Source organism: Devosia sp. (assembly GCF_028290625.1).
Lineage (GTDB): Bacteria > Pseudomonadota > Alphaproteobacteria > Rhizobiales > Devosiaceae > Devosia.
In genome coordinates, this window is the sequence record NZ_JAQGJM010000044.1 from 20,983 (window position 1) to 46,841 (window position 25,859).

24 protein-coding genes and 1 tRNA gene are annotated in these 25,859 nt (G+C 63.1%); 13 read left to right on the forward strand and 12 right to left on the reverse strand.

All coding sequences use genetic code 11. From position 1 onward, the window contains the following. Positions 1-8 precede the first annotated feature (8 nt). From JWR51_RS22890 to JWR51_RS22900, 3 genes are all read right to left on the reverse strand, one after another. The gene (locus JWR51_RS22890; RefSeq protein ID WP_299753261.1) at positions 9-749 is read right to left on the reverse strand and encodes a class I SAM-dependent methyltransferase; all 741 of its coding nucleotides are present in this window, start codon (positions 747-749) and stop codon (positions 9-11) included. A 132-nt stretch (positions 750-881) separates the two neighbouring features. After that, complete coding sequence (gene cobS / locus JWR51_RS22895; RefSeq protein WP_299753263.1) at positions 882-1,862, reverse strand: cobaltochelatase subunit CobS; 981 nt, start codon at positions 1,860-1,862, stop codon at positions 882-884. A 246-nt stretch (positions 1,863-2,108) separates the two neighbouring features. Then, a complete protein-coding gene (locus tag JWR51_RS22900) occupies positions 2,109-2,738 on the reverse strand; it encodes a DnaJ domain-containing protein (RefSeq protein ID WP_299753265.1) in 630 nt (209 codons plus the stop codon). 45 nt (positions 2,739-2,783) lie between these two features. Here JWR51_RS22900 and JWR51_RS22905 point away from each other — a divergent pair, with 45 nt between their 5' ends. Next, on the forward strand, positions 2,784-3,074 hold the full coding sequence (locus JWR51_RS22905; RefSeq protein WP_299753267.1) for a BolA family protein: 291 nt from the start codon (positions 2,784-2,786) through the stop codon (positions 3,072-3,074). Positions 3,075-3,240: 166 nt separating this feature from the next. Here the strand turns inward: JWR51_RS22905 and aroB are convergent, their stop codons facing one another. Together aroB and JWR51_RS22915 are read right to left on the reverse strand one after the other, a co-directional pair. Continuing rightward, complete coding sequence (gene aroB / locus JWR51_RS22910) at positions 3,241-4,353, reverse strand: 3-dehydroquinate synthase (RefSeq protein ID WP_299753269.1); 1,113 nt, start codon at positions 4,351-4,353, stop codon at positions 3,241-3,243. 10 nt (positions 4,354-4,363) lie between these two features. Beyond that, positions 4,364-4,942 (reverse strand): shikimate kinase, encoded by a 579-nt coding sequence (locus JWR51_RS22915; protein ID WP_299753271.1) that lies wholly within the window; start codon positions 4,940-4,942, stop codon positions 4,364-4,366. 288 nt (positions 4,943-5,230) lie between these two features. Between JWR51_RS22915 and JWR51_RS24080 the strand changes: the two genes are divergently transcribed. From JWR51_RS24080 to JWR51_RS22935, 4 genes are all read left to right on the forward strand, one after another. After that, positions 5,231-5,491: a hypothetical protein gene (locus tag JWR51_RS24080; protein WP_366525642.1), complete on the forward strand. Its 261-nt coding sequence runs from the start codon at positions 5,231-5,233 to the stop codon at positions 5,489-5,491. Further along, positions 5,488-6,393 carry a site-specific tyrosine recombinase XerD gene (locus JWR51_RS22925; protein ID WP_299753273.1) on the forward strand — a complete coding sequence of 302 codons (906 nt, stop codon included), beginning with the start codon at positions 5,488-5,490 and terminating at the stop codon, positions 6,391-6,393. The genes JWR51_RS24080 and JWR51_RS22925 overlap by 4 nt, the downstream gene beginning before the upstream one ends. A 5-nt stretch (positions 6,394-6,398) precedes the next feature. After that, entirely contained in the window at positions 6,399-6,641 is a 243-nt protein-coding gene (locus JWR51_RS22930) for a hypothetical protein (protein WP_299753275.1), read from the forward strand. Positions 6,642-6,745: 104 nt separating this feature from the next. Continuing rightward, positions 6,746-7,699: an acetyl-CoA carboxylase carboxyltransferase subunit alpha gene (locus JWR51_RS22935; protein WP_299753277.1), complete on the forward strand. Its 954-nt coding sequence runs from the start codon at positions 6,746-6,748 to the stop codon at positions 7,697-7,699. A gap of 272 nt (positions 7,700-7,971) precedes the next feature. Here the strand turns inward: JWR51_RS22935 and JWR51_RS22940 are convergent, their stop codons facing one another. Next, positions 7,972-8,940 carry a peptidylprolyl isomerase gene (locus JWR51_RS22940; RefSeq protein ID WP_299753279.1) on the reverse strand — a complete coding sequence of 323 codons (969 nt, stop codon included), beginning with the start codon at positions 8,938-8,940 and terminating at the stop codon, positions 7,972-7,974. A 456-nt stretch (positions 8,941-9,396) separates the two neighbouring features. On the opposite strand from JWR51_RS22940, the gene secA reads away from it, so the two are divergent. Further along, positions 9,397-12,165 carry a preprotein translocase subunit SecA gene (secA, locus tag JWR51_RS22945; protein ID WP_299753281.1) on the forward strand — a complete coding sequence of 923 codons (2,769 nt, stop codon included), beginning with the start codon at positions 9,397-9,399 and terminating at the stop codon, positions 12,163-12,165. Positions 12,166-12,239: 74 nt separating this feature from the next. Here secA and JWR51_RS22950 read toward each other — a convergent pair whose 3' ends face one another. Then, positions 12,240-13,106: an aldo/keto reductase family oxidoreductase gene (locus JWR51_RS22950; protein ID WP_299753283.1), complete on the reverse strand. Its 867-nt coding sequence runs from the start codon at positions 13,104-13,106 to the stop codon at positions 12,240-12,242. A gap of 93 nt (positions 13,107-13,199) precedes the next feature. Between JWR51_RS22950 and JWR51_RS22955 the strand changes: the two genes are divergently transcribed. Further along, positions 13,200-14,105, forward strand: coding sequence for a LysR family transcriptional regulator (locus JWR51_RS22955; RefSeq protein WP_299753285.1), 906 nt, complete (start codon positions 13,200-13,202; stop codon positions 14,103-14,105). Positions 14,106-14,123: 18 nt separating this feature from the next. Here the strand turns inward: JWR51_RS22955 and JWR51_RS22960 are convergent, their stop codons facing one another. From JWR51_RS22960 to JWR51_RS22970, 3 genes are all read right to left on the reverse strand, one after another. Beyond that, positions 14,124-14,765, reverse strand: coding sequence for a hypothetical protein (locus JWR51_RS22960; RefSeq protein WP_299753287.1), 642 nt, complete (start codon positions 14,763-14,765; stop codon positions 14,124-14,126). Beyond that, a complete protein-coding gene (locus tag JWR51_RS22965; protein ID WP_299753289.1) occupies positions 14,710-15,510 on the reverse strand; it encodes a murein L,D-transpeptidase family protein in 801 nt (266 codons plus the stop codon). Before JWR51_RS22965 ends, JWR51_RS22960 begins: the two co-directional genes overlap by 56 nt. A gap of 227 nt (positions 15,511-15,737) precedes the next feature. Next, positions 15,738-16,733 (reverse strand): murein L,D-transpeptidase family protein, encoded by a 996-nt coding sequence (locus JWR51_RS22970; RefSeq protein ID WP_299753291.1) that lies wholly within the window; start codon positions 16,731-16,733, stop codon positions 15,738-15,740. Positions 16,734-17,716: 983 nt separating this feature from the next. Here JWR51_RS22970 and argJ point away from each other — a divergent pair. The 4 genes from argJ to JWR51_RS22990 are packed head-to-tail and all read left to right on the forward strand — an operon-like array spanning position 17,717 to position 20,333. Continuing rightward, positions 17,717-18,952, forward strand: coding sequence for a bifunctional glutamate N-acetyltransferase/amino-acid acetyltransferase ArgJ (gene argJ / locus JWR51_RS22975; RefSeq protein ID WP_299753293.1), 1,236 nt, complete (start codon positions 17,717-17,719; stop codon positions 18,950-18,952). Position 18,953: 1 nt separating this feature from the next. After that, a complete protein-coding gene (locus JWR51_RS22980; RefSeq protein WP_299753295.1) occupies positions 18,954-19,703 on the forward strand; it encodes a GNAT family N-acetyltransferase in 750 nt (249 codons plus the stop codon). Further along, the gene (locus JWR51_RS22985; protein WP_299753297.1) at positions 19,700-20,107 is read left to right on the forward strand and encodes a (deoxy)nucleoside triphosphate pyrophosphohydrolase; all 408 of its coding nucleotides are present in this window, start codon (positions 19,700-19,702) and stop codon (positions 20,105-20,107) included. The genes JWR51_RS22980 and JWR51_RS22985 overlap by 4 nt, the downstream gene beginning before the upstream one ends. 25 nt (positions 20,108-20,132) lie before the next feature. Further along, entirely contained in the window at positions 20,133-20,333 is a 201-nt protein-coding gene (locus JWR51_RS22990; RefSeq protein WP_366525643.1) for a Flp family type IVb pilin, read from the forward strand. Between the two features lie 8 nt (positions 20,334-20,341). Here the strand turns inward: JWR51_RS22990 and JWR51_RS22995 are convergent, their stop codons facing one another. Together JWR51_RS22995 and JWR51_RS23000 are read right to left on the reverse strand one after the other, a co-directional pair. Continuing rightward, a complete protein-coding gene (locus JWR51_RS22995; protein WP_299753299.1) occupies positions 20,342-21,823 on the reverse strand; it encodes a M48 family metalloprotease in 1,482 nt (493 codons plus the stop codon). Next, positions 21,820-22,605: a thermonuclease family protein gene (locus tag JWR51_RS23000; RefSeq protein ID WP_299753301.1), complete on the reverse strand. Its 786-nt coding sequence runs from the start codon at positions 22,603-22,605 to the stop codon at positions 21,820-21,822. The genes JWR51_RS22995 and JWR51_RS23000 overlap by 4 nt, the downstream gene beginning before the upstream one ends. A 219-nt stretch (positions 22,606-22,824) precedes the next feature. Between JWR51_RS23000 and JWR51_RS23005 the strand changes: the two genes are divergently transcribed. Next, a tRNA-Arg gene (locus tag JWR51_RS23005) sits at positions 22,825-22,901 on the forward strand. 304 nt (positions 22,902-23,205) lie between these two features. Next, positions 23,206-25,464, forward strand: a complete 2,259-nt coding sequence (locus tag JWR51_RS23010) for a hypothetical protein (protein WP_299753303.1) — start codon at positions 23,206-23,208, stop codon at positions 25,462-25,464. The last annotated feature ends 395 nt before the right edge of the window (positions 25,465-25,859 follow it).

The window sequence follows — 25,859 nt, forward strand, 5'->3', positions numbered from 1 at the left end:
ACGTCCGGCTAGAGGTTGGTCTGCGGCACATGTGCTGCCATCAGCAGCAGCATGGGACGCACGATTTCGTCGGCGAGGCCAGGATTGGCCTCAAGGTCGGCAGCGGTTGGGCTCCATTCGTCCATGGCATCGACAACAAAGCCAGCCCGCACCAGAGCATTCACCATTGTGGAGATCTTGCGGTGATATTTGACGATGCCGTCGACCACCCAATCGGTCACCCGCTCGCCCTCGCGCGCATAGTCGCTCAGCGCAAACACCCGATAGCCTTCGCCATCGCTGAGCCATTCGGGATTGCCGCGCGCAGCGAAAATCGGATGCTCGGTGGAAAACACGAACGAGCCGCCCGGCACCAGAGCCGCCTTGATCCGAGCGCACAACGCATCGAAATCGGCCAGATAATGCACCGCCAGCGACGAATAGATCAGCTCGAACTTGCCCTGCGGCTGGTAAGTCTCGAGATCCGCCTGCTCATAGACAATTGGCAATCCCGGCCCACGCTCCTGCGCACTCGCCAGCATCTTGCTCGACAGATCCACGCCAACGACTTCGGCCGCGCCCTGCTCCACCGCCCAGCGGCAGAACGCCCCGAACCCGCAGCCCAAGTCGAGCACCCGCGCACCGTTCAGCCCCGGCAGCATATCCCCGAGCGACGGCCATTCGGGGGCGCCAGCCAGTCCCATGCGCGAACGCGGAAACTGGCTGTAACCCTCGAAAAATGCCTGATCGTCATAGATATTCTGGGCCACGGTGCCATCCGGTGCGGAAGCACCTCGCTTCCAGTCTCCACGGAGTCATTCCCGCGAAGGCGGGAACCCCTGTTTGCTTGAGCATCCCAAAACGGAGGTTCCCGCCTTCGCGGGAATGACCCGGTGGGTAATTTAGACCGCGACCGCCAGGTTCGCCGACGACTCGGGAAGGTCTTCCCCAAACACGCGCTGATAGAACTCGGCCACCACCGGGCGTTCCAGCTCGTCGCACTTGTTCAGGAACGTCAGGCGGAACGAAAACCCGATATCGCCGAAGATCTCGGCATTTTCGGCCCAGGTGATCACCGTACGCGGGCTCATCACCGTCGACAGGTCGCCGTTGATGAAGGCCGAGCGCGTCAGGTCCGCGAGACGCACCATGTTCGAGACGGTCTTCTTGCCCTTGTCATTGGCCGCATAGCTCTTGGCCTTGGCCAGGACGATGCCGACTTCCTTGTCATGCGGCAGGTAGTTCAGCGTCGTCACCAGGCTCCAGCGGTCCATCTGGCCCTGGTTGATCTGCTGGGTGCCGTGATAGAGGCCCGACGTATCGCCCAGGCCGATCGTATTGGTGGTCGAGAACAGCCGGAACGCCGGATGGGGCACGATGACGCGGTTCTGGTCGAGCAGCGTCAGCCGGCCCGCCACTTCCAGCACGCGCTGGATCACGAACATCACGTCCGGGCGGCCGGCGTCGTATTCGTCGAACACCAGCGCCACATTGTTCTGCACCGCCCACGGCAAAATGCCGTCGCGGAATTCGGTAATCTGCTTGCCGTCCTTGAGAACGATCGCGTCCTTGCCGACGAGATCGATACGCGACACATGGCTGTCGAGGTTCACGCGCACCATCGGCCAGTTCAGCCGCGCGGCGACCTGCTCGATATGCGTCGATTTACCGGTGCCGTGATAGCCCTGCACCATGACGCGGCGGTTGTAGGCAAAGCCTGCCAGGATCGCCAAAGTGGTGTTGCGGTCGAACAGGTAATCCGGATCGAGCGGCGGCACATGGGAAGTGCGCTCGGCATAGCCGCGCACCACCATGTCGGTATCGATCCCAAACAGGTCGCGGGCCTTGTAGTCGGTGTCGGGCAGGTTGGTAAATTCGCTCATGGCAGGGCTCTTGGCAGCAAGGACTTAAGGGCGGGGGGACAGACGAAAGTGCGGGCTCTATAGCAGCAATGTGACGGCCGGGGTAGCCGGTGACACGCATAACTCGGTGGCTTCAATGACACGCCCTCGTGGTTCGAGGGCTGAAGCGCACCTCACCATGAGGTCTGTTGATAATGAGTACCCAGTAGCCCTCATGGTGAGGTGCGAGTTCTTCACGAGCCTCGAACCACGGGGGCGTGGCAACATCTACTTCGCGACGAAGCCGGCCTTTTTGAGATGCGCATAGGCCGCAATAACGGCACGCAGGCGATCCTCGGACGACTTGTCGCCGCCATTGGCATCGGGATGGTGCAGCTTGACCAGCGTCTTGTAGGCCTTCTTGATCTCTTCGGACTTGGCCTGGCCCAGAATGCCCATGGTTTCCAGCGCACGCCGGTCCTGCTCATGCAGCGGCCGCGAGCGTTCCTCAGCCGGCTTCTGTGCCTGCCGATGCCTATACTTGGCGAACACGCCGAACGGATCGCCATATTTGTCGCCGCTTCCGAGCCCTGCCGTCTTGGCGGTCGCGGACTTGCGCGCCCCGGCCTGTCCGGTCGCAAAGCTGGTGCGGGCCTCGGGCTGGGGTGGCGTATGCAGCGCTTCGTCCAGCGCCTCCTTGTCCATCCCGGCAAAGAAGTTGAAGGTTGCATTGTACTGGCGCACATGCTCGAGGCAGTAGTTGAAATACTCCCCTGCACTGCGACTACCCTTGGGCGCCTTGTGCGTGGCCGGCTTCTCGCATCCGTCCCAATCGCACGTAATGGCCGCGGGTTCGGGTTTTACGTCGCGACGCGACCGGATACGGATATTATCGAAGAGCTTGGAATCGGATTTCATTGCGCCTAGCTACTTGCTCAAATTTACTCAACAGATCGCCAAACCATGTCCATGACAGACACAATCACTGACAAGCTGACCCGGGCGTTTATGCCCACTCATCTCGAAGTCATCGACGAATCCCAACAGCACCACGGTCATTCCGGGTGGCGGGAGGGTGGTGAAACCCATTTTCGTGTCAGAATCGCGACCCGCCATCTTGAGGGCAAGTCGCGCGTGGCGCAACACCGCGCCGTCATGGAAACACTCGACGCCGAACTCAAAGCCAGCGTCCACGCCCTCGCCATCGAGGTTTTGCCCGTCGATGGCCCGTTCGAATTGCCTACCGCCGTCTAGTTCTTTCTCCCTCGCCCCTTGTGGGAGAGGGACAGAAATTCTGCGTCCAGCAGAATTTCAGGGTGAGGGGTGCTGCGCCCTCCATACACTCAAGGCCTGCGGGGGTATAGCACCCCTCATCCGCCCTTCGGGCACCTTCTCCCACAAGGGGAGAAGGTAAGGCAGATCAACCGCGCATATCATCCAAAAACCCGCTCACCGCAACCGGGTCCACGCCCTTCTCGATAAACGCCTTCCCGATCCCGCGCGTCAAAATGAACGTCAGCGCCCCGCGCGAGACCTTCTTGTCCTGCGCGATCGCCGCCATCAATGTCTCGGTGCTGCCGAGCGTACCCGGAATGTCACCCAATATAGTGGGCAGGCCGCTCTTTTTCAAATGCGCCACGATCCGCCCGGTATCCTGGCTCGGCGCCAGCCCCAGCCGGGCCGAAAAGCCGTGCGCAAGCACCATGCCGATGGCCACGCCCTCGCCATGCAGCAGCCGGTCGCCATAGCCGGTGTCTTTTTCCAGCGCATGCCCGAACGTATGCCCCAGATTGAGCAACGCACGTACACCCAACTCCTTCTCGTCCTCGATGACGACGCGCGCCTTGTGCAGGCAGCAGCGCGCAATCGCTTCGCCCCGCGCCGGTCCACCCGCAAAAATCTCTGCCTGGTTTTCTTCCAGCCAGAAGAAAAAGTCCTCGTCGTCGATCAGCCCGTATTTGACGACCTCGGCATACCCCGCCGCGAACTGCCGCGCATCGAGGCTATTGAGCGTCGACAGGTCCGCCAGCACCAGTTTTGGCTGGTGGAACGCCCCAATCAAATTCTTGCCATGCGGCGAATTGATCCCGGTCTTGCCACCGACCGAAGAATCCACCTGCGCTAGCAGCGACGTCGGCATCTGCACGAAATCCATGCCCCGTCGGGTGATTGATGCCGCAAACCCCGCCAGATCCCCGATCACCCCGCCGCCCAGAGCGATCACCAGATCGCCCCGCTCCAGCTTGGCCGCCAGCAGCCCCTCGACTGCGGTCTGCAAATGCGCGAACGACTTGGTGCTCTCCCCGGCCGGCAAGATAATCTCGGAATGTCCCAGCCCCGCCGCATCCAGCGATGCCAGCAGCCGCGGCAATTGCGCCTTGGCGACGTTCTCGTCAGTGATGATGCCGTAGCGCCGCCCCGGAAACCGCTCCGCCAGGATCGCGCCCGCATCATCGAGCAGTCGGTCGCCGATCAAAATATCATAAGCCCGCTCACCAAGCGCAACGTGAACGGTATGGGCAATCTCAGCCATCAAGAATCTTTCAGCTTTGGAGATGAGCGAGAACCGCCTCGATCAGATCGGCCGCCACCACGTCCTGCGGCACATCGCGCGACACCACGGTCACATCGGCCTCGGCATAGATCGGATAGCGATCCTCGATCAGTTTTTGCAATGTCGCCCGTGGATTGGCGGTCTTCAGCAGCGGCCGGTTGGAGCGCCGCGACACCCGCTGGAACAGCAGGTCGAAATCCGCCTTGATCCACACCGACACCGCGCCCGCCTTGACCTGCGCCCGCGTCTCGGGACTGACGAAGGCGCCACCACCCGTGGCCAGCACAATATCGCGATCCTTGAGCACCCGCGTGATCACTCGCGTTTCGCCGGCGCGGAATTCAGGTTCCCCGCGCTGCTCGAAAATCTCGGGGATCGTCATCTGCGCGGCTTTTTCGATTTCGTCATCGCTGTCGAGAAAGGTGCGGCCCAATTGGCTGGCCAGCCGCCGTCCCACCGTGGTCTTGCCGGCGCCCATCATCCCGACCAGCACCAGGGGTCGCCCATCCAGCAAGTCGATCAGGTCTTGGGCACGCGCGTGGCGCTCTGCCGTGTCGGGTCTGCTCACAAGACGCTCCGCATGTGTCTTAAGCGTATCAAGCGGGGTGGACCGTGTCTGTCAAGAACTTGCCTCGTCATACCCTCGATACGATCCCTACCAGTTCGAAAGCTTTTGATGCCATATTGCGCCAAGAGGCTGTTTGGAAATTCGCTCTGGCGAGTCAGATGCGGTGGTTTTCGAGAACCGGAGCGCAGCGTACTTTGGTACGTGAGCACCGGAAGCGCAGAAAACCGCTGTAGATGGCCGCCAGAGTGAATTTGCAAATAGTCTCGTAGTTTTGCGGTCGGGATTGCCATGCCCACTCTTATTCGCCTGATTATCACCCTACTATTCCTGGCCGGTCTCGTTTACGCGGGCATGTTCGTGCTTGTGGCTTTCGTCGAGCCCAAGCCCAAGGAAGTCACCATCCGCATTCCGGCACGCGACCTGCTCAACGAAAGCGCCCCCGCCTTGCCCGGCAGCACCACCCCGGCCGAGCCGCCATCACTGGTCGCCCCGGCCCCGCAGCCCGCCCCCGAAGCCACGGGCCCTGCCGCGGCCATTCCCGAAGAATGAGCGGCGGCCACCTGATCTCGGCGTTCCTCGAAATGATGAGCGCCGAACGCGGTGCGGCCAAAAACACCATCGAGGCCTATCAGCGCGATCTTGCCGATTATTCGGGCTTCCTGCTCGGCCATCAGCAGACCCTGCTCACCGGCGGCCGCGAACATGTCGCTTCCTATCTCGATCACCTCAAGCGCGACGGCCTTTCGGCCGCTTCCTCCGCCCGCCGCCTCTCGGCGATCCGCCAGTTCCACCGCTTCCTCTGCGCCGATGGCATGCGTGGCGACGATCCCACCCGCATCATCGCCAGCCCAAAAGCCCGCCGCCCCCTGCCCAAGGTGCTCAGTATCGCCGAGGTCGACACGCTCCTGACCACCGCCGAAGCCCAGGCCAACCGCGATGCCTCCCCGCAAAAACAGGCCGCGTCCCTCCGCCTCTATCTCCTGCTCGAACTGCTCTATGCCACCGGCATGCGCGTATCCGAACTGGTCAGCCTCAAGCGCTCCGCCGTGATGCGCGATGCCAGCTTCCTCACCATAACCGGCAAGGGCAACAAGGACCGCGTCGTGCCCGTCAATGACCGCGCCCGTGACGCTATCAAGATCTATCTCAAAACCCTCGAACCCGGGCCCTGGCTCTTCCCCGCCAATAGCGCCGAGGGCTATCTCTCCCGCCAGCTCTTCGCCCGCGACCTCAAAAAGCTGGCCGTCGATGCCGGCATCAGCTCCGCTCGCGTTGCGCCCCATGTGCTTCGCCACGCCTTTGCCAGCCACCTGCTGCATGGCGGGGCCGATCTGCGCGTGGTGCAGATGCTGCTCGGCCACGCCGATATTTCAACCACCCAGATCTATACCCATGTGCTAGACGAGAAGTTGCGCACCCTCGTGGAAACGCACCATCCTCTCGCGGAGTAGTTTGCATGACCAATCCCATCTGGATCGACCTGACCGCCACCGACACCAATTCGGTCATCATCAACGCCTCCCACATCGTGGGCATTTCCTATGGCCCCCGCCGCGACCATTCCGGCGAGATCATCAACGATCAGGTCATCGTCAACCTGACCGCCCCGATTGCGCCCTATGGCGCCTCGGTTCACATCACCGAAACTGTGGATGAACTCCGCGCCGCCATTGCGGACGCGACCCACAAGGCGCGCTAAGCTTGACACTGCATTGCGCGGTCGCCACTTTGCGGCCACTTTAGGGCGCAACAGCAGCGGCCCTATGGACGGGTCGCGTAACAAGACCCAAACGGGCAGGTGGAATGCAGTCTTATCTCGATTTCGAAAAGCCGGTCGCCGAGCTTGAAGGCAAGATCGCCGAACTCAAGGCGCTTGCCACGACCGATCAGGCCGTCAGCATCGACGAGGAAGTCAACCGCCTCTCCGCGCGCGCCGACGAGGCGCTGGTCGATATCTACAAGCGCCTGACGCCCTGGCAGAAGACCCAGGTCGCCCGTCATCCCCAGCGCCCCCATTTTTCCGATTACATCGCCGGGCTGATCACCGAATGGGCGCCCCTCGCCGGCGACCGCAAATTTGCCGAGGATTCCGCTATCCAGGCCGGCCTTGGCCGCTTCAATGGCCAGTCCATTGCCATTCTGGGTCAGGAAAAGGGCAACTCCACCGAAAGCCGGCTGCGCCATAACTTCGGCATGGCCCGCCCCGAAGGCTATCGCAAGGCCGTCCGCATCATGGACATGGCCGACCGCTTCAATATCCCTCTGGTGTCGTTCGTCGATACCGCAGGCGCCTATCCGGGCATCGGCGCCGAGGAACGTGGCCAGGCCGAGGCCATTGCCCGATCGACTGAAAAGTCACTGGAGCTGGGCGTGCCGAACCTCGCCATCATCATCGGTGAAGGCGGCTCCGGCGGCGCCATCGCCATCGCCACCACCAATCGCGTGCTGATGCTCGAACACGCCATCTATTCGGTGATCTCGCCCGAAGGCGGCGCCTCGATCCTGTGGAAAGACGCGGCCCGCGCCCAGGACGCCGCCACCAATATGAAGATCACCGCCACCGACCTGCTCGGCTTCGGCGTCATCGACGGCATAATCCCCGAGCCTTCGGGCGGCGCGCATCGCCAGCCCCAGTTCGTCATGGACGCCACCCGCAGCGCCATCACCACCTTCCTGTCCGACTTCGCCGGCAAGGGGCGCCTCGAAACCCGCGAACACCGCCGCGAAAAGTTTTTGGCTATCGGGTCGACGTTTTAGATCACGCCGCAATCGCTATCGCTTCTGGCACAAAGCCACCCCACCCACGGTGTCATACCGGCGTAGGCCGGTACCCATCCTGAGATAACGCCACAGCCGCAAGATGGCTGTGTTTATCCCGCGATCTAGCGGCTCGCGCCACGATCTCGGGATGGGCCCCGGCCTGCGCCGGGGTGACACCGAGAACCGGGAGGCCTTCGTGTTGCCCCCAACCACCAACAAAAAAGCGGGGCCCGAAGCCCCGCCTTTCAATCTTGAGCTGAACGCCCAGCTTATTGGGCCGGCGCCGCATCACCCGCGGACTCCGTCGCCGCCGGATCGGTCTGCGCCGCAACCGCAGCCGCCAGCGCGGCATCCGGAATGTCGATCTTGACGCCGTCCATCAGCTTGGCGACCACGCCGTCAAACGTGCTCATCAGCAACTGCTGCTGCAACTGGCCGCCGATCTGCTCGATCGGGGGAGCGGCGGACTCGCGCTTTTCCTCAAGCTTGATGATGTGCCAGCCGAACTGGGATTCCACCGGCGCCGAAATCTGGCCGACATCGGTCAGCGCGAACGCAGCGTCCTCGAACGGGCCAACCATCATGCCCTTGGAGAAGAAGCCCAGGTCGCCGCCATTGGCCGCGCCCGGATCGATCGACTTTTCCTTGGCGATCGCCGCAAAATCGCCGCCGTCCTTAAGCTGCTGCTCAATGGCATCGGCCTCTTCCTTGGTCTTGACCAGGATGTGGCTGGCGTGGATTTCCGGGGCCGGCTTGAAGGCCGCAACATATTCGGCATACTTGGCGCGCACGGCGTCTTCGGTGACCGTATTGGCGATGGCATCCGAGAAATAGACGCGGCGCAGGGCGCGCTCTTTCAGATAGTCGAGGCGCTGCTGGAACAGCGGGGTCGCGTCCATGCCGGCATCCTTGGCGGCCTTGGACATCACCTTCATGTCGATCAAAACGCGCACGAGGAAGGCGCGCTGCTCGGCCGGCGGCATCTGGCTGAGTTCCTGCGCCAGGTCTTCGGACGCGAAGGAAAGGTCGGCCTCGGTAATGGTATCGTCGCCAACCGTGGCAACCACATCTTCGGGCTTGGGCGCAACCGGGGCGGCTGCGGGAGCGGCCGGCGCATCGGTGGCGGCGGGAGCCGCGGGGGCGGCGTCCTGCGCCATGACCGGCGCAATGGCCACGCTCGCCAGGACCAGCGCCAGCATGCTGACAGTCTGGACGAGGCGTTTGGAAGTATTCGACATCAAAGCATTCTCCTTGCCGGCACCCTGCTGGGGCGCCGATGCTCGTTATGGCCCGCGACGCGGCGGCACCCTGTTTCGGCGACAGGCGGCGGAACAGATCGCGCCGTCGGCCTGCCCCTCGCACGGTAACGGGGCCAAAATGTGCCAGACCAGGTCAATCCGTCGTCATTGCGCCCGGAAAAAACCAGCCTGGCCGGACCATTTCCGGGAGGGCGGCGAAGATGTCGCCCATTTCGGCGACGTTGACAAGACAGGGCCTCGCTCTTACATCAACAGCGCATTTGACGACCATGAGAGACATAGCCGGACCGCAATTCCGGCGCGATCATGGACAACAGACATTCGGGGCGCGGACCGCCCCACCATCGCGCTGATGAGGCTGACTTCCATGGCCGCAAATCCGCCCATAGACTATGGCTTCTCACCGCAGCGATGAGCATCAAAAGGACCTGACATATGGCACTAGCAGCGCTTGCCCGGAGGATTTTCGGTTCTCCGTCGGACCGGCATGTGAAGCGCTTCCACGCCAAGGTCGCCGCGATCAACGCGCTTGAGGCCGAGCTGGAAAAGCTTTCCGATGACCAGTTGAAGGCACGGACGGCCGTATTCAAGGATCAGCTCGCCAAAGGCGCCGATCTCGATGATTTGATCGTGCCCGCTTTCGCCACGGTGCGTGAAGCCTCCAAGCGCGTTCTCGGCATGCGCCATTTCGACGTGCAGCTGATCGGCGGCATGGTGATGAACGACCGCGGCATTGCCGAGATGCGTACCGGCGAGGGCAAGACCCTGGTGGCGACGCTGCCGATGTATCTCAATGCCCTGACCGGCAAGGGCGCGCACCTGGTCACCGTCAACGACTACCTGGTCAGGCGCGACGCCGCCTGGATGGGCCAGATCTACAATTTCCTGGGTCTGTCCTGGGGTGTGATCGTGCATGGCCTGACCGATGCCGAGCGCAAGGCCGCCTATGCCGCCGACATCACCTATGCCACCAATAACGAGCTGGGCTTCGATTACCTCCGCGACAACATGAAGTACACGCGCGCCCAGATGGTGCAGCGCGGCCATGCCTATGGCATCGTCGACGAAGTTGACTCCATCCTCATCGACGAGGCGCGCACGCCGCTGATCATTTCGGGACCGTCCGACGATCGCAGCGAGCTCTACACCACCCTCGACGCGCTGATGCCGATCATCGGTGACGACGATTTCGAGCTGGACGAAAAGCAGCGCGCAGCGACCTTCACCGATGCCGGTGTCGAGAAGCTGGAAGCCGCGCTGACCGACAGCGGCCTGATGAAATCGGGCTCGCTCTACGACATCGAGAACGTCGCTTTGGTGCATCACGCCAATTCGGCCCTGCGCGCCCACCGCCTGTTCCGCAAGGATAAGGACTATATCGTCCGCCAGACTCCCGAAGGCGGCGAAGTCGTCATCATCGACGAGTTCTCTGGCCGCATGATGCCGGGCCGCCGCTATTCGGAAGGCCTGCACCAAGCGCTGGAAGCCAAGGAACACGTCAAGATCCAGCCGGAAAACCAGACCCTGGCCTCGATCACCTTCCAGAACTATTTCCGCCTCTACAAGAAGCTGGCCGGCATGACCGGTACGGCCGCGACCGAAGCCGAAGAGTTCGCCGACATCTACAAGCTCGACGTCGTGACGGTGCCCACCAACGTGCCGGTGCAGCGCCAGGATGACGAAGACGCCATTTTCCGCACCGCGGCCGAAAAGTTCGACGCTATCGCCGACCTGATCAAGCAGTGCCAGGATCGCGGCCAGCCGGTGCTGGTCGGCACCACCTCGATTGAAAAATCGGAAATGCTGGCCGACCTGCTGCGCAAGAAGAATGTCGGCGAGATGAACGTGCTGAACGCGCGCCATCACGAGCAGGAAGCCCATATCGTGGCTGATGCCGGCCTGCCGGGTGCCATCACCATCGCCACCAACATGGCCGGTCGCGGCACCGACATCCAGCTCGGCGGCAACCTCGAAATGCGCATCGAGCGCGAGACCGAAGGTCTTGAGGGCGCCGAGCGCGATGCCAAGATCGAGAACATCAAGGCGACCATCGCCACCAACAAGGCCAAGGCGATCGCCGCTGGCGGCCTGATGGTGATCGGCACCGAGCGCCACGAGTCGCGCCGCATCGACAACCAGCTCCGCGGCCGTTCGGGCCGTCAGGGCGATCCGGGCCATTCGGCCTTCTTCCTGAGCCTTCAGGACGACCTGATGCGCATTTTCCCGGTCGACTCCATGGATTCCATGCTCGGCAAGCTCGGCCTCGAGCAGGGCGAAAGCATCACCCATCCGTGGGTTACCAAGGCTATCGAGCGCGCCCAGGGCAAGGTCGAAAGCCGCAACTTCGACATCCGCAAGAACATCCTCAAATACGACGACGTGATGAACGATCAGCGCAAGGTGATCTTCGAGCAGCGTATCGAAATGATGGATGCCGAGGACGTCAGCGACACCGTCAAGGATATGCGCCACTATGTGGTGGAGGCCATTGCCGCCAAGTCCATTCCACCGCGCTCCTATCCCGAGCAGTGGAACATCGAGCAGCTCACCGCCGCCGCCAAGACCTATCTGAACGTCGATGCGCCGATCGAGGCTTGGGCCGCCGAAGAGGGCATCGACCAGGAAACCGTCGAGGAGCGCCTCCTCGACCTGGCCAATGCCGGCGCCGCCGCCAAGGCCGCGCAGTATTCGCCCGACATCATGCGCCAGGTGGAAAAGTCCATCCTGCTGCAGTCGATCGACGGCCTGTGGCGCGAGCATCTGGTGACGCTCGATCACCTCTCCAAGGTGGTCGGCTGGCGCGGCATCGCCCAGCGCGATCCGCTCAACGAATACAAGCAGGAATCCTTCGAACTGTTCGAAGCGCTGCTGACCAACCTGCGCGAACTGGTCACCACCCAGCTCAGCCACATCCAGCTGCAGATCCGCCAGCCCGAGCCCCTGCCGACCCCCGACCTGTCGCGCCTGAGCGAAGTCCATATCGACCCCACCACGGGCGAGAACGACGCAACCAGCGACGTAACCGGCACCGTGCCGGGCACTGCCTTCGCTGCTGGCGCCTTCGCCGATGGCAGCCAGGACGAGAGCGACGCCGACACCACGCTGCGCCCGATCGATCCGGCGCTGCTGGTGGGCGTATCGCGCAACGCCCCCTGCCCCTGCGGTTCGGGCAAGAAGTTCAAGCACTGCCACGGCGCGTTCTAGGCGCTGCTGGTTTTACCAATGAAAAAAAGCCCGGACCGCTGGTCCGGGCTTTTTTCATGGCAACGGCGCCCAACTTAGGCGCCCGCAATGCCGTTGAGAGCAGCGACTTCGGCGGCAGGCAGTTCGAGGGTGGCGGCGGCGAGGTTCTCGTTGAGGTGGGCCACGGAGGACGTGCCCGGGATCAGCAGGATGTTGGGCGAGCGCTGCAGCAACCAGGCCAGCGCGACTTGCATTGGCGTTGCGCCCAACCGGGCAGCCACGTCGGACAGGATGGTGGACTGCAGCGGATTGAAGCCGCCGAGGGGAAAGAACGGCACATAGGCGATATTGGCGCGGGCCAGATCATCGATCAAGACATCGTCGCCGCGATGGGCCAGGTTGTATTCGTTCTGCACGCAGACGATCTCGGCCATGGCGCGGGCTTCGGCGAGCTGGTTGGCGGTAACATTGCTGAGCCCGATATGGCGCACCAGGCCCTGTCGCTGCAGATTGACCAGCACGCCGAGGGTTTCGGCGATCGAGCCTTCGGCGGGGCCCATGGCGAACATCACACGCAGATTGACCACGTCCAGGGTCTCGACACCCAGATTGCGCAGGTTGTCATGCACCGCCTGGGTCAGGGCTTCAGCAGAAAAAGCGGGGTTCCAGGAGCCGTCCGCGCCGCGCGTGGCGCCGATCTTGGTGACGATGGTCAGATTGCCGGAATAGGGGTACAGCGCCTCGCGGATAATCTGGTTAGTGACGTGGGGGCCGTAAAAATCGCTGGTGTCGATGTGGTTGACGCCGGCTGCCACGGCCGCCCGCAGCACGGCCAGGGCCGCATCGCGATCCTTGGGCGGGCCGAAGACGCCCGGTCCCGCCAGTTGCATGGCGCCGTAGCCGAGGCGACTGACGGTGTGGCCACCCAGAGAGTACGTACCGGCGGTTTCGATATTGGACATGATCGTCTCCTTCATTTGCCGACTACAGATAGGGCCTCCGCAACCTCGCGATAATCCGCTACAATCCGCACAGGCTGTGCGGAGAAACGAACAATGAAAGCCGACCTTGGGGATCTCAACGCCTTTGTGGCAGTGGCGCGCGCGGGCGGCTTCCGTGAGGCGGCGCGGCTTCATGGCAGCAGCGCTTCGGGACTGAGCGAGGCAATAAGGCGGCTGGAGGCGGAGCTTGGCGTGCGCCTGCTCAACCGCACGACGCGCAGCGTGGTCCCCACCGAAGCGGGGCAGGGCCTGCTGGCGCGGCTTGGGCCGGCGCTGAGTGAGGTGGAGGCCTCGCTCGACGCGGTCAATAGCTTTCGCGATCGGCCGGCGGGCACGTTGCGGCTCAATGTGCCGGTCAGCGCCTCGCGACTGGTGCTCAAGCATATCGTGCCGCCGTTCCTCGCGGCTTATCCCGATATCAGGCTGGAAGTCATCGGCGAGGAAAGCTTCGTCGATGTGCTGGCCGCTGGGTGCGATGCCGGCATTCGCTATGACGACAAGCTAGAGCAAGACATGATCGCGGTGCCGATCGGGCCGCGCGTGCAGCGGTCGGCCCTGGCCGCGGCGCCAAGCTATCTTGCCCGGCGCGGCCGCCCGAAGCATCCCAGCGAATTGCTGGGTCATGCCTGCCTGCGGGGCCGTTTCCCCAGTGGCGCCATGCCGCCCTGGGAGTTCGAACGGGATGGCGAATTGGTGCGGCTCGAGCCGACCGGGCCGCTGATCGTGAGCATCGGCACGACCACCGATCTTGCTGTGGATGCCGCTATCGCTGGGAGCGGGCTGATCTATATCTTCGAGGATTGGCTGCGGCCCTGGATGGACAGCGGGGCGCTGGAGCCGGTGCTCGAGTCATGGTGGCCAAGTTTTTCGGGGCCGTTTCTGTATTATCCCGGACGCCGGCTGGTACCTGCGCCGCTGCGGGCCTTCATCGATTTCGTCAAGACACCGGCATTCAGCTGATGCCGGCCGCGCCTGGTCCTAGCAACCCACCCGCAGTTCCGCATACCCCGTCATCCCATCCGCCCCCGACGACACCACGGCCAGGGTGCATTGCGTGCCCTTGAGGATGGCATTGCCGCCGGCGGTGATGATGGTTCCATCGGTGAACGACACATAGGTCGCTGCCACTTCCGTGACCGCAACAACCGCCGTGGTGCCGCAAATCGGATAACTGTCACCATTGGCGACGAGGAACCGCTTGCCCTGGGGAATACAGTCGGTCTCCGGCCCGGTTGATGCTGTGGTGGCGCCCGGCGTGGCCGCTGGCAGCGCGGCCGTCCCACTGGCAGGCGCCTGCCCACGCCAGTTCTGTTCGAGGATGGCGAGCCGATTACTGAGGTCCTGCAACGTATCGCTGGCCGGCACCGCGATGTCGTCCGGGCGCTGCTGCTGTCCGAACAATTGCAGGCTGATGCGGATCTGGGCGATATCTGTGGCGACGCGGTTCAGGTCGCGCTGCGTATCGGCATAGACCCAGGCCGACGCCGCGATGGCGGCGACTGCCACGAGGCCCACGGCGAACATCAACAGGCGTGGCGATTGCGCTGGTTTGGCGGGCCGGCTCTCAGGCGCGCCAATATCCGATTTCGACACACCCGGCAGTGCCCACTTCTCGTCCAAAGCGATAGTCTCCATTGCAGGTGCCGACCTTGGGCGGAACGCGGTCGGCTTCGAACAGGTCAAAACCCTGTTTGAGGTTCTTCCAGAAGTCCAGCCACGGCTGCGGCTCCAACTGCGCCATATTGGCGTCACTCAGCACGAAGGGCAGCGCCTGGATATCGACCGCCTCCTGTCCACCCAGCAGCGCAGCCTCCACAATAGCATAGATCTGGTCGACATTAGGATCACCCACCGCATAGCAGCCGACCGACGAGCACCCGCCATGCACCATCAGCGCCGACCCGGTTCGGTCCAAGCTTTGGTCATAGGCATTGGGAAAGCCCAGGTTGAACGCCAGGTGATGGCGCGAATTGGGGTTTAGCTGCTTTCGCCCGACCCGGTAAAAGCCCTCTGGCGCCTGGTTGTCGCCCTCGCGCAGCTTGGGGCCGAGGCGGCCCGAATAGTTGCAAATGTCATAGGTCCGAAAGAGCTCGAACGTGCTGGCCTCGCCCCGCATCCACACTTCCAGCCGCTTCTCACGCTTGAAGATGCGGATGAAGGCCGGATTGCCCAGCGCAAAGCCAGCCGTATGCAGATCGGCGACCAGCACGCTGCGGTCGTAAACGGGCTCGATCTGCGGCGTGGGCAGTGACGGCGGCGCGGACATACGGTTCACCAGGAGGGGCAGCCCAATACCGAGCATTGCCAGCGCAACGAGCCCGAGCAGAACCGACAGTCCCGATCCTATCGGTTTGCGCTCGACCATGCCCTGCTCCTGCGTCCCTCAGGATGTGCCGCACGATCGCGCCGGAAAGATGGCTGGCTGCATTGGCCAAAGCCAGCCCCCTCATCCGCCCTTCGGGCCCCTTCTCCCACAAGGGGAGAAGGGGATAGCGCCGAAAGCTCTCAGTCGTCACCCCTCTCCCCTTGTGGCAGAGGGACCGACATTTCTGCGTTCAGCAGAAATGTCAGGGTGAGGGGTGGCTGCCTGCCCTAGCTCCGCACCAACGGCGGCATCGGCACCGGAGCCGGCTGCCCGGTGATCACCGGCGCAACATCCGGCTGGCCGCCGAACATCGAACCGATCCCACCAAAAATCCCACCCACAGCGCCGGTCACCGCCGCGCCGCGCGCCTTGATCGCGGCTTCGGACGCGGCCTGCTGCTCGGCGCTCTGGATATGGTTGGCCACGGCGGCTTCATCCGCGGCCTGCTTGGCGAGCAACGCCGCGCTCGCTGTCACCACCGGGCACGCGCCCATGGCATCGAGCGGCCCGCCCGTGGTCGCGTTGAAAATATATTGCCGTTCGCACACGTCCCAGGTCGGCGGCGCCTTGTTCAACTCGAACAGGTCGTAGCCTTCCTTGATGTCTTTCCAGAACGGCATGTTGGGGTCCGACGCATGGGCGGCGAGGTTCGCCGCCGTCATGCGGAACGGGAACAGCTGGAGCTGGAAGCTCGGATTGCCACCCTTGAAGCTTTCGCGCGCCAACACGTAAATCTCCGCAATACCTTCATCGGTCATGGCGTAGCAGCCGCGCGACGAGCAATCGCCATGCATCATCAAATCGCTGCCGGTACGGCCCCAGGAACGGTCGAACTTGTTGGGGAAGCCGGTATTGAAGGCCAGGTAGTAATTGGACTTCGGATTCATCAGGCCGGGCGTGATGGTATAAAAGCCCTCTGGGCTCTGGCGATCGCCTTCCTTGACCTTGGGGCCGAGGCCCCCGGAAAAGGCGCAAATCTGGTACGTCTTGAGCAGACGGTATTGGCCGGCGGTGCTGCGTTTCCAGACTTCGACGACGCTTTCTTCCTTGAAAAGGCGTACCACCATGCCCTCGCCGGGCGTGGAGCCGATGGCCTTGATGGCGGATACTAGGCCGCTGTTCAGCGGCTGATTCTGCCGGTTGTCGCCCTTGACCAGGCCGCCGCAGGCAGCCAGGAAAAAGCCGACCCAGGCGAGGATAAGGATCGTTGCAAGCTTGTGCAAAAGGGACGAGTTCAAGGTAATTGCAGCCCGATAGTGAAAGAGTTGATTTACCCCTACGCCGTGTTGGTTAGCGGAGGATGAGAACTCGTGGTTAACCAACAGTTACCATGCTCGGCAAACCCCCGGTAGCGGGGCGATAAACAATTCAATGCCGAATTTTTGATTGTAGAATCCTGTGATTTTTCGGCATCGGCGCCTGGCTGGGGCCCTCCCTACCCACCGTCCTTCCCGCGGGCTTGACCCGCGGGCCTCTCACCACCCCACTGAATTCAGTGAGAGCTGCCAGTGCCCCGCGGGTCAAGCCCGCGGGAAGACCGAGTGTGGGGTGAGCATGGCGATGAAGCCACCACGCTAGATAGACCGCGCCGAGGTCCCAAAGCTACCTGCCAAACACACACCGCTCCCCACCGTCATCACCGGGCTTGTCCCGGTGATCCATCTCTATGCCTCCCGCGCCCGCGGCAGGCTGGATTGCCGGAACAAGCCCGGCAATGACGGCGGCGCTGGGTTGCGTCCGCTAGGAAGCGATTGCAGGCAAACTTCTACCCCTTAGCCATCTTATCCCCGCCCCCCAAAACCCACGCTATCCTGTCCTCACATCGCCCACACCAGCGGGACCGCGACGAACGGTCCGTGGGGAGCAGATGGGGAGCACGGGGTCGCCCAGGCTCAGGCGTGGATCGCTGACAACCAGCCGGATGACGGCTCGGACCATGGCTGCCACCTTGGCACATGGCGCCGGGCCGGAGCATCCAATCCGAAAGGGCGGCTGCTCGATGCGCGCGCCCAAAGTCCCATCGTTATGCGGCGAGACGCTGTCTCGCTTTACCACAAAACTCATGAGGCACGTCTCGCCGCATGCCGCCGACCCGATCAGTAACCGCCCGGTTCCCCTGCGCGGCGCTTTGGCACGTCCCGTCTTGCGAATGCCGTCTCTTTCGGGCACATCGAACACACCAAAAAATCCCAGCAAGGCTTGCCCCATGGCCCACCCGGTTTCGCCCCTCGCTCCCAAAACCTATCCGGACCTGCCGCCCATCGCCGGCGTCCGCTTCGCCACCGCCGAAGCCGGGATCAAATACAAGAACCGCACGGACGTCCTGCTGGTCGCCCTCGATGCCGGCACCACTGTCGCCGGCGTGGTCACCAAATCGAAATGCTCGTCGGCCGCCGTCGATTGGTGCAAGACCAACCTGCCGGGCGGCACCGCCCGCGCCTTGGTCGTCAACTCCGGCAATGCCAATGCCTTCACCGGCGCCAAGGGCCAGAAGTCGGTCGAGCTGACCGCCGACTTCGCCGCCAAGGCCATTGGCTGCGCCCCTGCCGAAGTGTTCCTCGCCTCCACCGGCGTGATTGGCGAGCCGCTCGACGCCAACAAGTTCGCCGGCGTGCTCGACCAGATGGCCACCCGGCTCGGCGACGCCCCCTGGATGGACCCCGCCAAGGCCATCATGACAACCGACACCTTCCCCAAGCTGAGCGGCGCCACGCTCGAAGTCGACGGCTCCGAAGTGCGCATCAACGGCATCGCCAAGGGCTCGGGCATGATCGCCCCCGATATGGCCACCATGCTGTCCTTCGTCTTCACCGACATGCCCATCGCCGCCCCCGTGCTGCAGGCGCTGCTCGCCCGCCACGTCCAGACCAGCTTCAACGCCATCACCGTCGATAGCGATACCTCCACCTCCGACACCCTGCTTGCCTTCGCCACCGGCCAGGCCCGTGGCGTCACCCCGATCGTGTCCCTTGACGATCCCCGCGCCGAAATCTTCGGCGAGGCCCTGCGCGACGTGCTGTTCGATCTTGCCATCCAGGTGGTGCGCGACGGCGAAGGCGCCACCAAGCAAGTGTCGATCCACGTCGAAGGCGCCACCAGCGACGCCAGCGCCTTCCGCATCGCCAAGTCGATTGCCGATAGCCCCTTGGTCAAGACCGCCATTGCGGGCGAGGACGCCAATTGGGGCCGCGTCGTTATGGCCGTCGGCAAGGCCGGCGAGCCCGCCGATCGCGACAAGCTCGCCATCCGCTTCGGTGACCTCTTGGTCGCCAAGGACGGCGAACGCGCGCCCATCTACGACGAAGCCGCTATCAGTGCCTACATGAAGAACGAGGATCTCGAACTCACTGTCAGCCTCGGTCTCGGCGCCGGCAAGGCCACGGTCTACACGTGCGATTTGACCCACGGCTACATCACCATCAACGGCGATTATCGGAGCTGAAATGAGCATTCCGGACGTCGAAGCCATCGAACGGGCGAGCCTCTTGGCCTGGCCCGGCATTGAGGAAAAATGGGACGGCTCGTGGGTCAGGCGCGCCGCGGGCGGCTATACCAAGCGCGCCAATTCCATTCAGTGCTTTGACCCGGACGACTTCGAAGACGCCGACCTGCGCGTCATTTCGGCCAGTTCTTGGATGGTGATCCGAAAACTCAATCCCGTCTTCCGCATCACGCCCCTGTCCAGCCCCGAGCTCAATGCCACCCTCGATGAGGCCGGCTGGGAGGAGATTGATTCGAGTCACCTCTTTGCCATGGAGCTTGGCGATCACGAGGCTGACAAGGACGCGGAATTCCTGCCGGTACTGGATCCGAAATTTCTGGCGGCCTCGCAAAGGTTGCGGGGCTACAACGAACAGTCCATGACCGGGCTGAAGAACCTGCTGGCCGCATTCAAGGTGCCCGCCGTTGGCGTCGTGCTGACGCGCGATGGGGAGGCAGTCGCCTCCTCGATCATGGCGGTTGCCAATGGTATCGTCCTGACCGGCAACGTGGTCACCGACAACACCCGCCGTCGCCAGGGCCTTGCTTCGGCGATGATGCACTCGGGCCTGGCCTGGGCCAAAACCCAAGGCGCCCATACCGCCGCCCTCAATGTCCAGACTGACAATGCCGCGGCCAAGGCGCTCTACACCGGCCTCGGTTACACCCACCAATACGATTACAGCTATCGCGTGCCGGGCGGCCGCAAATGAGCGAGTACCCTATCCTGCTGGTCGTCGCCTGCGCCCTCGTCGATGCCGACCGCCGTGTCCTCATCGCCCAGCGTCCGCCGGGCAAGTCCTTGGCCGGTCTCTGGGAATTCCCGGGCGGCAAGGTCGAGGCCGACGAAACGCCCGAAGCCGCCCTGATCCGCGAACTCGAGGAAGAGCTTGGGGTTTCTACCAAGACTGCGTGCCTGGCTCCGGTTTCTTTCGCCAGTCACTCTTACGAGAATTTTCACCTGTTAATGCCACTTTACGCCTGCCGGAAATGGCAGGGACAGCCGCAGGCTAGGGAGCACACCGCACTCAAATGGGTGCGGCCGCAATCCCTGCGCGACTACCCCATGCCCCCGGCCGACGCGCCATTGATCGCCGCGCTCTGCGACCTTCTCTAAGCGCCGAACGAGCCCGGGGACAGCCATGCTGCGGACTGCGATTGCACGATTTCTGCGCGACCAATCGGGCGCCACGGCCATTGAATATGGCCTGATCGCGGCGCTGATTGCCGTCGCCCTGATCGGCACCATCGGCATCCTGGGCACCAACCTGACCGCACTCTACGCCGGCGGCACCGGCAGCGCCGCCACCACTATCGGCGCCGCCGCCAACAGCATTCCCTGATAGCGGCGCTACTGCAGCGCCACCACCTTGTACTTCTGCCCCACAACGATCGGATCGCCGGGGAACAGGTCGTTGATGATGTAGAACAGTTCGGTGCCGCGATTAAGCCCGGCCATCTGCTTGGCCAGCGAATCGGCACTGTCGCCGGCCCGCGCTACCACGATCTTGATGCCCACCTTGCGGATCTGCGCCAGATCGGTCGCATCGGTCCGCCGGAAGCTCTTGAGCGTCGCCTCGGCGCCCTGCGCAAACCGCGCACTGTCCGCCTTGGCGGCAAAGATAAACCGATAGACCTGCCCGTCCAGCCGCATCACCGAGACCCGGAAGAACCACTGGTCGGTCTGGGCGATACCCGACGCCATGTCGACGCCGTTAAAGCTCTGCGTGGTCACGCTGTCGGCCTTGAGCCCGGCGATCCAGCCCGACTTCAAATAATCGGCCAGCCCCACATTGGAGCCGACCTCGGCGCTATCGAAGCGCACAGCCTCGCCGTCGCCAGCCACCCCGACCACTGCGTTCTGCGAATTCTGCAAGGTATACCCCTGCGGCACGGAGAACGTATACTTGCTGGCACTATGGATGAACCGCCGCCCAACGATGGAGCCCTGCGACACGCTGTCGCCAAACGTCAGGCCCGCAATGCTGGCCAGGTAGCCTTCGCGATCCACTTCGCCGACGCCCGCGGCGCCGAACATCTGTGTCGCCACCTGTACCGCTTTCTGGATGCGGTCCGGCGTCGATGGATGCGAGGACAAAAATCCCTCGCTCTGGTTCTGGCCCACGGAGAACGTGGCGAAGCGGCTCATCACGCCCAGGAACCGTGCCGCCGCCTGCGGATCGTAGCCCGCCTTGCCCGCGTATTTGATGCCTTCGCGGTCGGCCTCAAGCTCCTGGTTCTGGCTGAAGGCCGCCAGCGACTGCTTGGAGCGATCGACCGCCTCGTTGGCCCCCGCCTCGCCGCCGAACACGCCGCTGATCACCCGATCGACGATCTCGGTGGTCCGCGTCCTGTTGGTGCGCGCCCGCGCATGGCGCAGGGTCACGTGGGAAATTTCGTGCGCCAGCACAGCCGCCAGTTCGCTGGTATCGGAGGCCAGCGCCAGAATGCCGCGCGTTACATAGATATAGCCGCCCGGCAGCGCGAAAGCGTTGACTTCGGCACTGTCGAGGATGGTCACCTGGAACTGCGCATTGGGCTGGTTGGCAGCCGCCAGCAGCCGCCCGACGATCCGCGCCACCATGATCTCGGCCGGCCGGTCCGAATAGACCCCGCCATAGGCCGCGATGATGCGCGGATGCTCGCGGCGCCCGATCACCACGTCATCGGGATCGGTACCCTCGGGCACCACTGTGGGTGCCGGATTATCGCCGGTCTGCGTCACCGCAATACCGCCGGTGCTGGTCAGGGTCGTGCAGCCGCTCAGCGCCAGCAGCGAAACCGCCAGCACCGAATTGCGCAACCCAATAGCAATGCCACCCAGAAGGTTCATCGTGTGGCCAAAACCTCGATCTGTTCGGGATGGGTAATTTCGATGCGTGGACCATCCCGGTCATCCACCCACCCCCTGATTCGCACCAGCGCGCCTTCGAACCCCATGGGATCGATACCCGCCGCCACAAATAGACGCAACGCTGGCGCTTCGATCACCGCGGTGAAGTCCTCGTTCCAGAACCGGCCGAAATTAAGATAGAGCCGCCCGCCCGCTTGGTCCGCCAGCAGCACTCGCCCTTCGACCAGTTCGTAGTGACCGGCAAGAGCGAGCAAATCGGCTGGCTTGTCTGCCGCCCGCACGCTGTAATAGGGATCGCTCCAGATGCCAAGCCCGGCCATGCGCGCCCGCCCTTCGGCGGCGTACAATTGATCGAGACATGCACGATTATCCGGAAACGAATAGACCCGCACCATACCTTGCGCGACCATCTGCTGCTGCGCCCAGATTTCGCCCCCAGGCGCTTCCACGAACACATGCGCCAAAGCCCGCTCGTAGCGGTCGATTTCCTCGCCGCCGTAGCCCAGCCGCACGGTTTTGTTGAGCACCAGCGCCGCAAGCGCCGCCTTGGATTCCTCGCCCTTGGGCCAGGTTGGAAAGCCCTCGCGCCCGAGCGGCAATTTGGGCGCCTGCGTGCCGATCAGCCGCACCACGGTGCCGCTGTCGAGCACCACCGTGTCGCCGTCCGTCACCTGCACGACCACGCCGCCCGGCGCGAAGCGCAGGTCCTCGCATGCCAAAGCCGCCGCCGAAACTGACGACAGCGCCGCGAGCGCAGCCAACCGAACGATGCTGGACCTGACCAATGGAGCCCCGAAAAACAATTCGTTCACCATGCACCCAAATAAGGCAAAAAGGGATTAACGAGTTGACAATGACCCACCCAAAAGCCCCCACTGGGTGTTTCTCCCCATATGTTGCCTCTTTGCCGCTACCGCATTGCGGTCACGCGCGAAGTTCTGGTTTGAACTGCGCCCAAGTTTTGCTATTCAAGGCCCCGTGGTCCCGTAGCTCAGCTGGATAGAGCACAGGATTCCTAATCCTGGGGTCGTGGGTTCGAATCCCGCCGGGGTCACCACCACTTGTCGCCCGGTGTCGGGCCAAATCATAACTGAGTCGATTCCAAAAACTTTTGAATCGATTCCAAAGGCAGTTGAGTCGACTAAGTCATTGCCGGCGCATCGTTTACGCTGAAATCCCCAAGATTATTTTCGAAATGGGATACCCGGTATTTCTGGCGCCAAACGCCGGTTTTGCGGGGTTTTCCGGACCAGCTGGCGCTTGCTGACGGACGGAAATCGAAATCCTTCTCGCCGCGTTAGCCTGTCGTAAATCCGATTCGGCCAAATCCCCCGCGTTTTTAATCCGAACGCGAGATGCCGATGCCCAAGACTGCCTCCCTCACCCCACGCATGATTTCGGAGTTCTGCCGGCTACGCTTGGCGAAGATCCTGGAACCCGAGGAGAGGGAGGCGATCACAAGATACCTGGTGGACTTGCTGGAGCTCATGGCCTTCCCGCCGTATCGAGGGAAATGGGTCGAATGGGCCGAGGTCGCCGTAGCGTCCGGCGTGGACAAGGGGCGGCTGAACGGTGCCAGACACCAACTCCAGCCGGTATTCGACGCCGTCTCGCGCGCCGTTGCCATGCATGAGATCACACCAGCTACGCGGAGCATGCCAGCCAAGCTATCGAAGGTGGGTAGCCCGTCGAAAGCAGCCGGACGAAAGCGTGGCCCCAAGCCGCGCCCGATCGTAGAATTTCCCGAACCGCTCTGGACCGAGTGGGAAGACCCGGTGACGCTGTCGGAGGCTTTGGTTCTCCACATGCGGCGACACGGTGACAGTGTCCGCCACCTGTTCTTGGCGCTGGAGTCAGCTGGAAATGCCCAGGACCAGCGGACGTTGATGAAGTGGTGCACCGGGCAGCTGCTGCCGCGGACGGTCCAGAGCTTTGCCGTGCTCGCCGCGATCGAAAATCGCTATCGCCTCCCGCAAGGCTACTTCAAATCCAAGCTGTCCCACGGCGCCCGGGCGACCTATGGCCAACGCCTCGAGGGCATACCGGCAGCGGAACGGCGCCGGCTGGCGTGGCATCTCCCAGACGATTTCCTCACCCGATCGAAGGCCGAGCAAGACGAGATCCTTACATGGGTGCGACGCGTCATCATTTCCGGGTCGACGGATTACCGGCGCTACCAAGCCGAAGCCATGAAGCAGAGGTATGCCGTCCGCTTCACGGCGTTCCAGGGCCGCCCACGCAAGCCTTCCGCCGTGGCCAACGATCACGACAAGGATGACGAGCTCGACGCCGAACTCGAGTCGGCAGTTGTGGATGCGCCGGCGGCGCTGGACCGCGAGATGAACGAGCTACTTCGCTTCAAGACGGCGACGCTGACCGCCTTTGGCTTCCAGCGGAACGGTGTCTGGAATGGCGAGACCGCTTCGCAGAAGGTCGAGCATCTCGGCCTGATGTTTGGGGCGCTGGCGTCCGACCCGCGCAGCACCGTGAAAGGTTGCGGTGTGCCTCTCGATAGCCTGTGCTTCGCCATGTTGGTATTCCCTGCGGTCTGGGACTGGTATCTGCAATGGCGCGAGCGGCGCCGCGGCTTCTACACCAAGTGGGAGGTCGACATGTTGAGCGTTGTCCTCGGCATGACGCGCACTGACACCGGCTGGATCCGGCAGACGCCGTCGCTGGCCGATCGGCTACGCCCGATCCCGGGCTTGGTCTCGAAAGAGGACATCGACGGCGCCAGGGAGAACTGGGACGCCGCATGCGACAGTTTCCACAAGCATGCCCGGCATCGGATCAAGGAAATCCAGCGCGTGGCCCGCATCCATCGCGACCCGTTCGAGCCGATTCTGCCGGTTCTTGAATCCGCCAGCCCGGTCGGTGAATACCGCAAGATCACCGAGGAGATCGTACGCCTGATGCCAGACGAGCGCCGATACCCACGCGCCACCGCGGAGGCCGTCAGGTCGTTCCTGCTGCTTCGCCTGGGCATGCACCTGGGTCTGCGGCAGCGGAACCTGCGGGAGCTACTGGTGTGCCCTCGTGGCCGTGTGCCGACCTCGGAGAGGCACCTCGAGGACAAGAAGAGGGGCGAACTGCGATGGAGCGACCGTGACCAGGGCTGGGAGGTGCTCATCCCTGCTGTCGCCTTCAAGAACTCGACGTCGTCGTTTTTCGGATCGAAGCCATTCCGACTGGTGCTGCCCGACCTGGCCGGCCTCTACGACATGATCGACGCCTACCTAGACCGCCATCGTGCCCGCCTCATCGGCAATGCCGCCGACCCCGGGACGTTCTTCGTGAAATCGGTAAAGAAGACCAGCGCCGACGCCTCCTACAACCAGAACACGTTCTACGAAGCCTGGCGCCTGACCATCCAACGGTACGGCATCTACAACCCCTACACCGGCCGCGGGGTCATCCGGGGCCTGCTCCCTCATGGGCCGCACAACGTCCGCGACGTCCTGGCTACCCACATCCTCAAGCAGACCGGTTCATATGAGCAGGCCAGCTACGCCATTCAGGACACGCCCGACATGGTGCAACAGCACTACGGGCGTTTCTTGCCCCAGGACAAGGCGGCGATCGCGGCCAAGATCCTCAACCGTGTGTGGGAGGCGGCGTGATTGGTTCGAGCCCTAAAGCCTCCAAAGTACCCGCGAGGTCATTTATAGTGGCTTCCGCGCCTTCGATACCGGGCTTAAGTAGATTCTGCCGGCTTTGGTTTTCGTCACTACGACGGGGACCATTTTCACCCGCGAATGGCTGATAACTATCTCTTCCTTGTGTTGGGGTATGCGTGCCACCAGAGGTTGGATGAGCGGACCGTTCGAGGCGTTCCGCTTCCGATGGTCGAGCCGGCGTGCCTGATCGCGCTTCTGCTTTGCTACGGCCTGGTCATGCTTCTTTGCGGCAGCCTCGTTGCGTTCCTTAGCAACCTTAAGCCCCAGATTAGGGGAACTCCCGTCCGCACGTTCGGGAACGAGAAGCGGCTTGGCGTTCTTCCGCTTCCCGCCCCCAC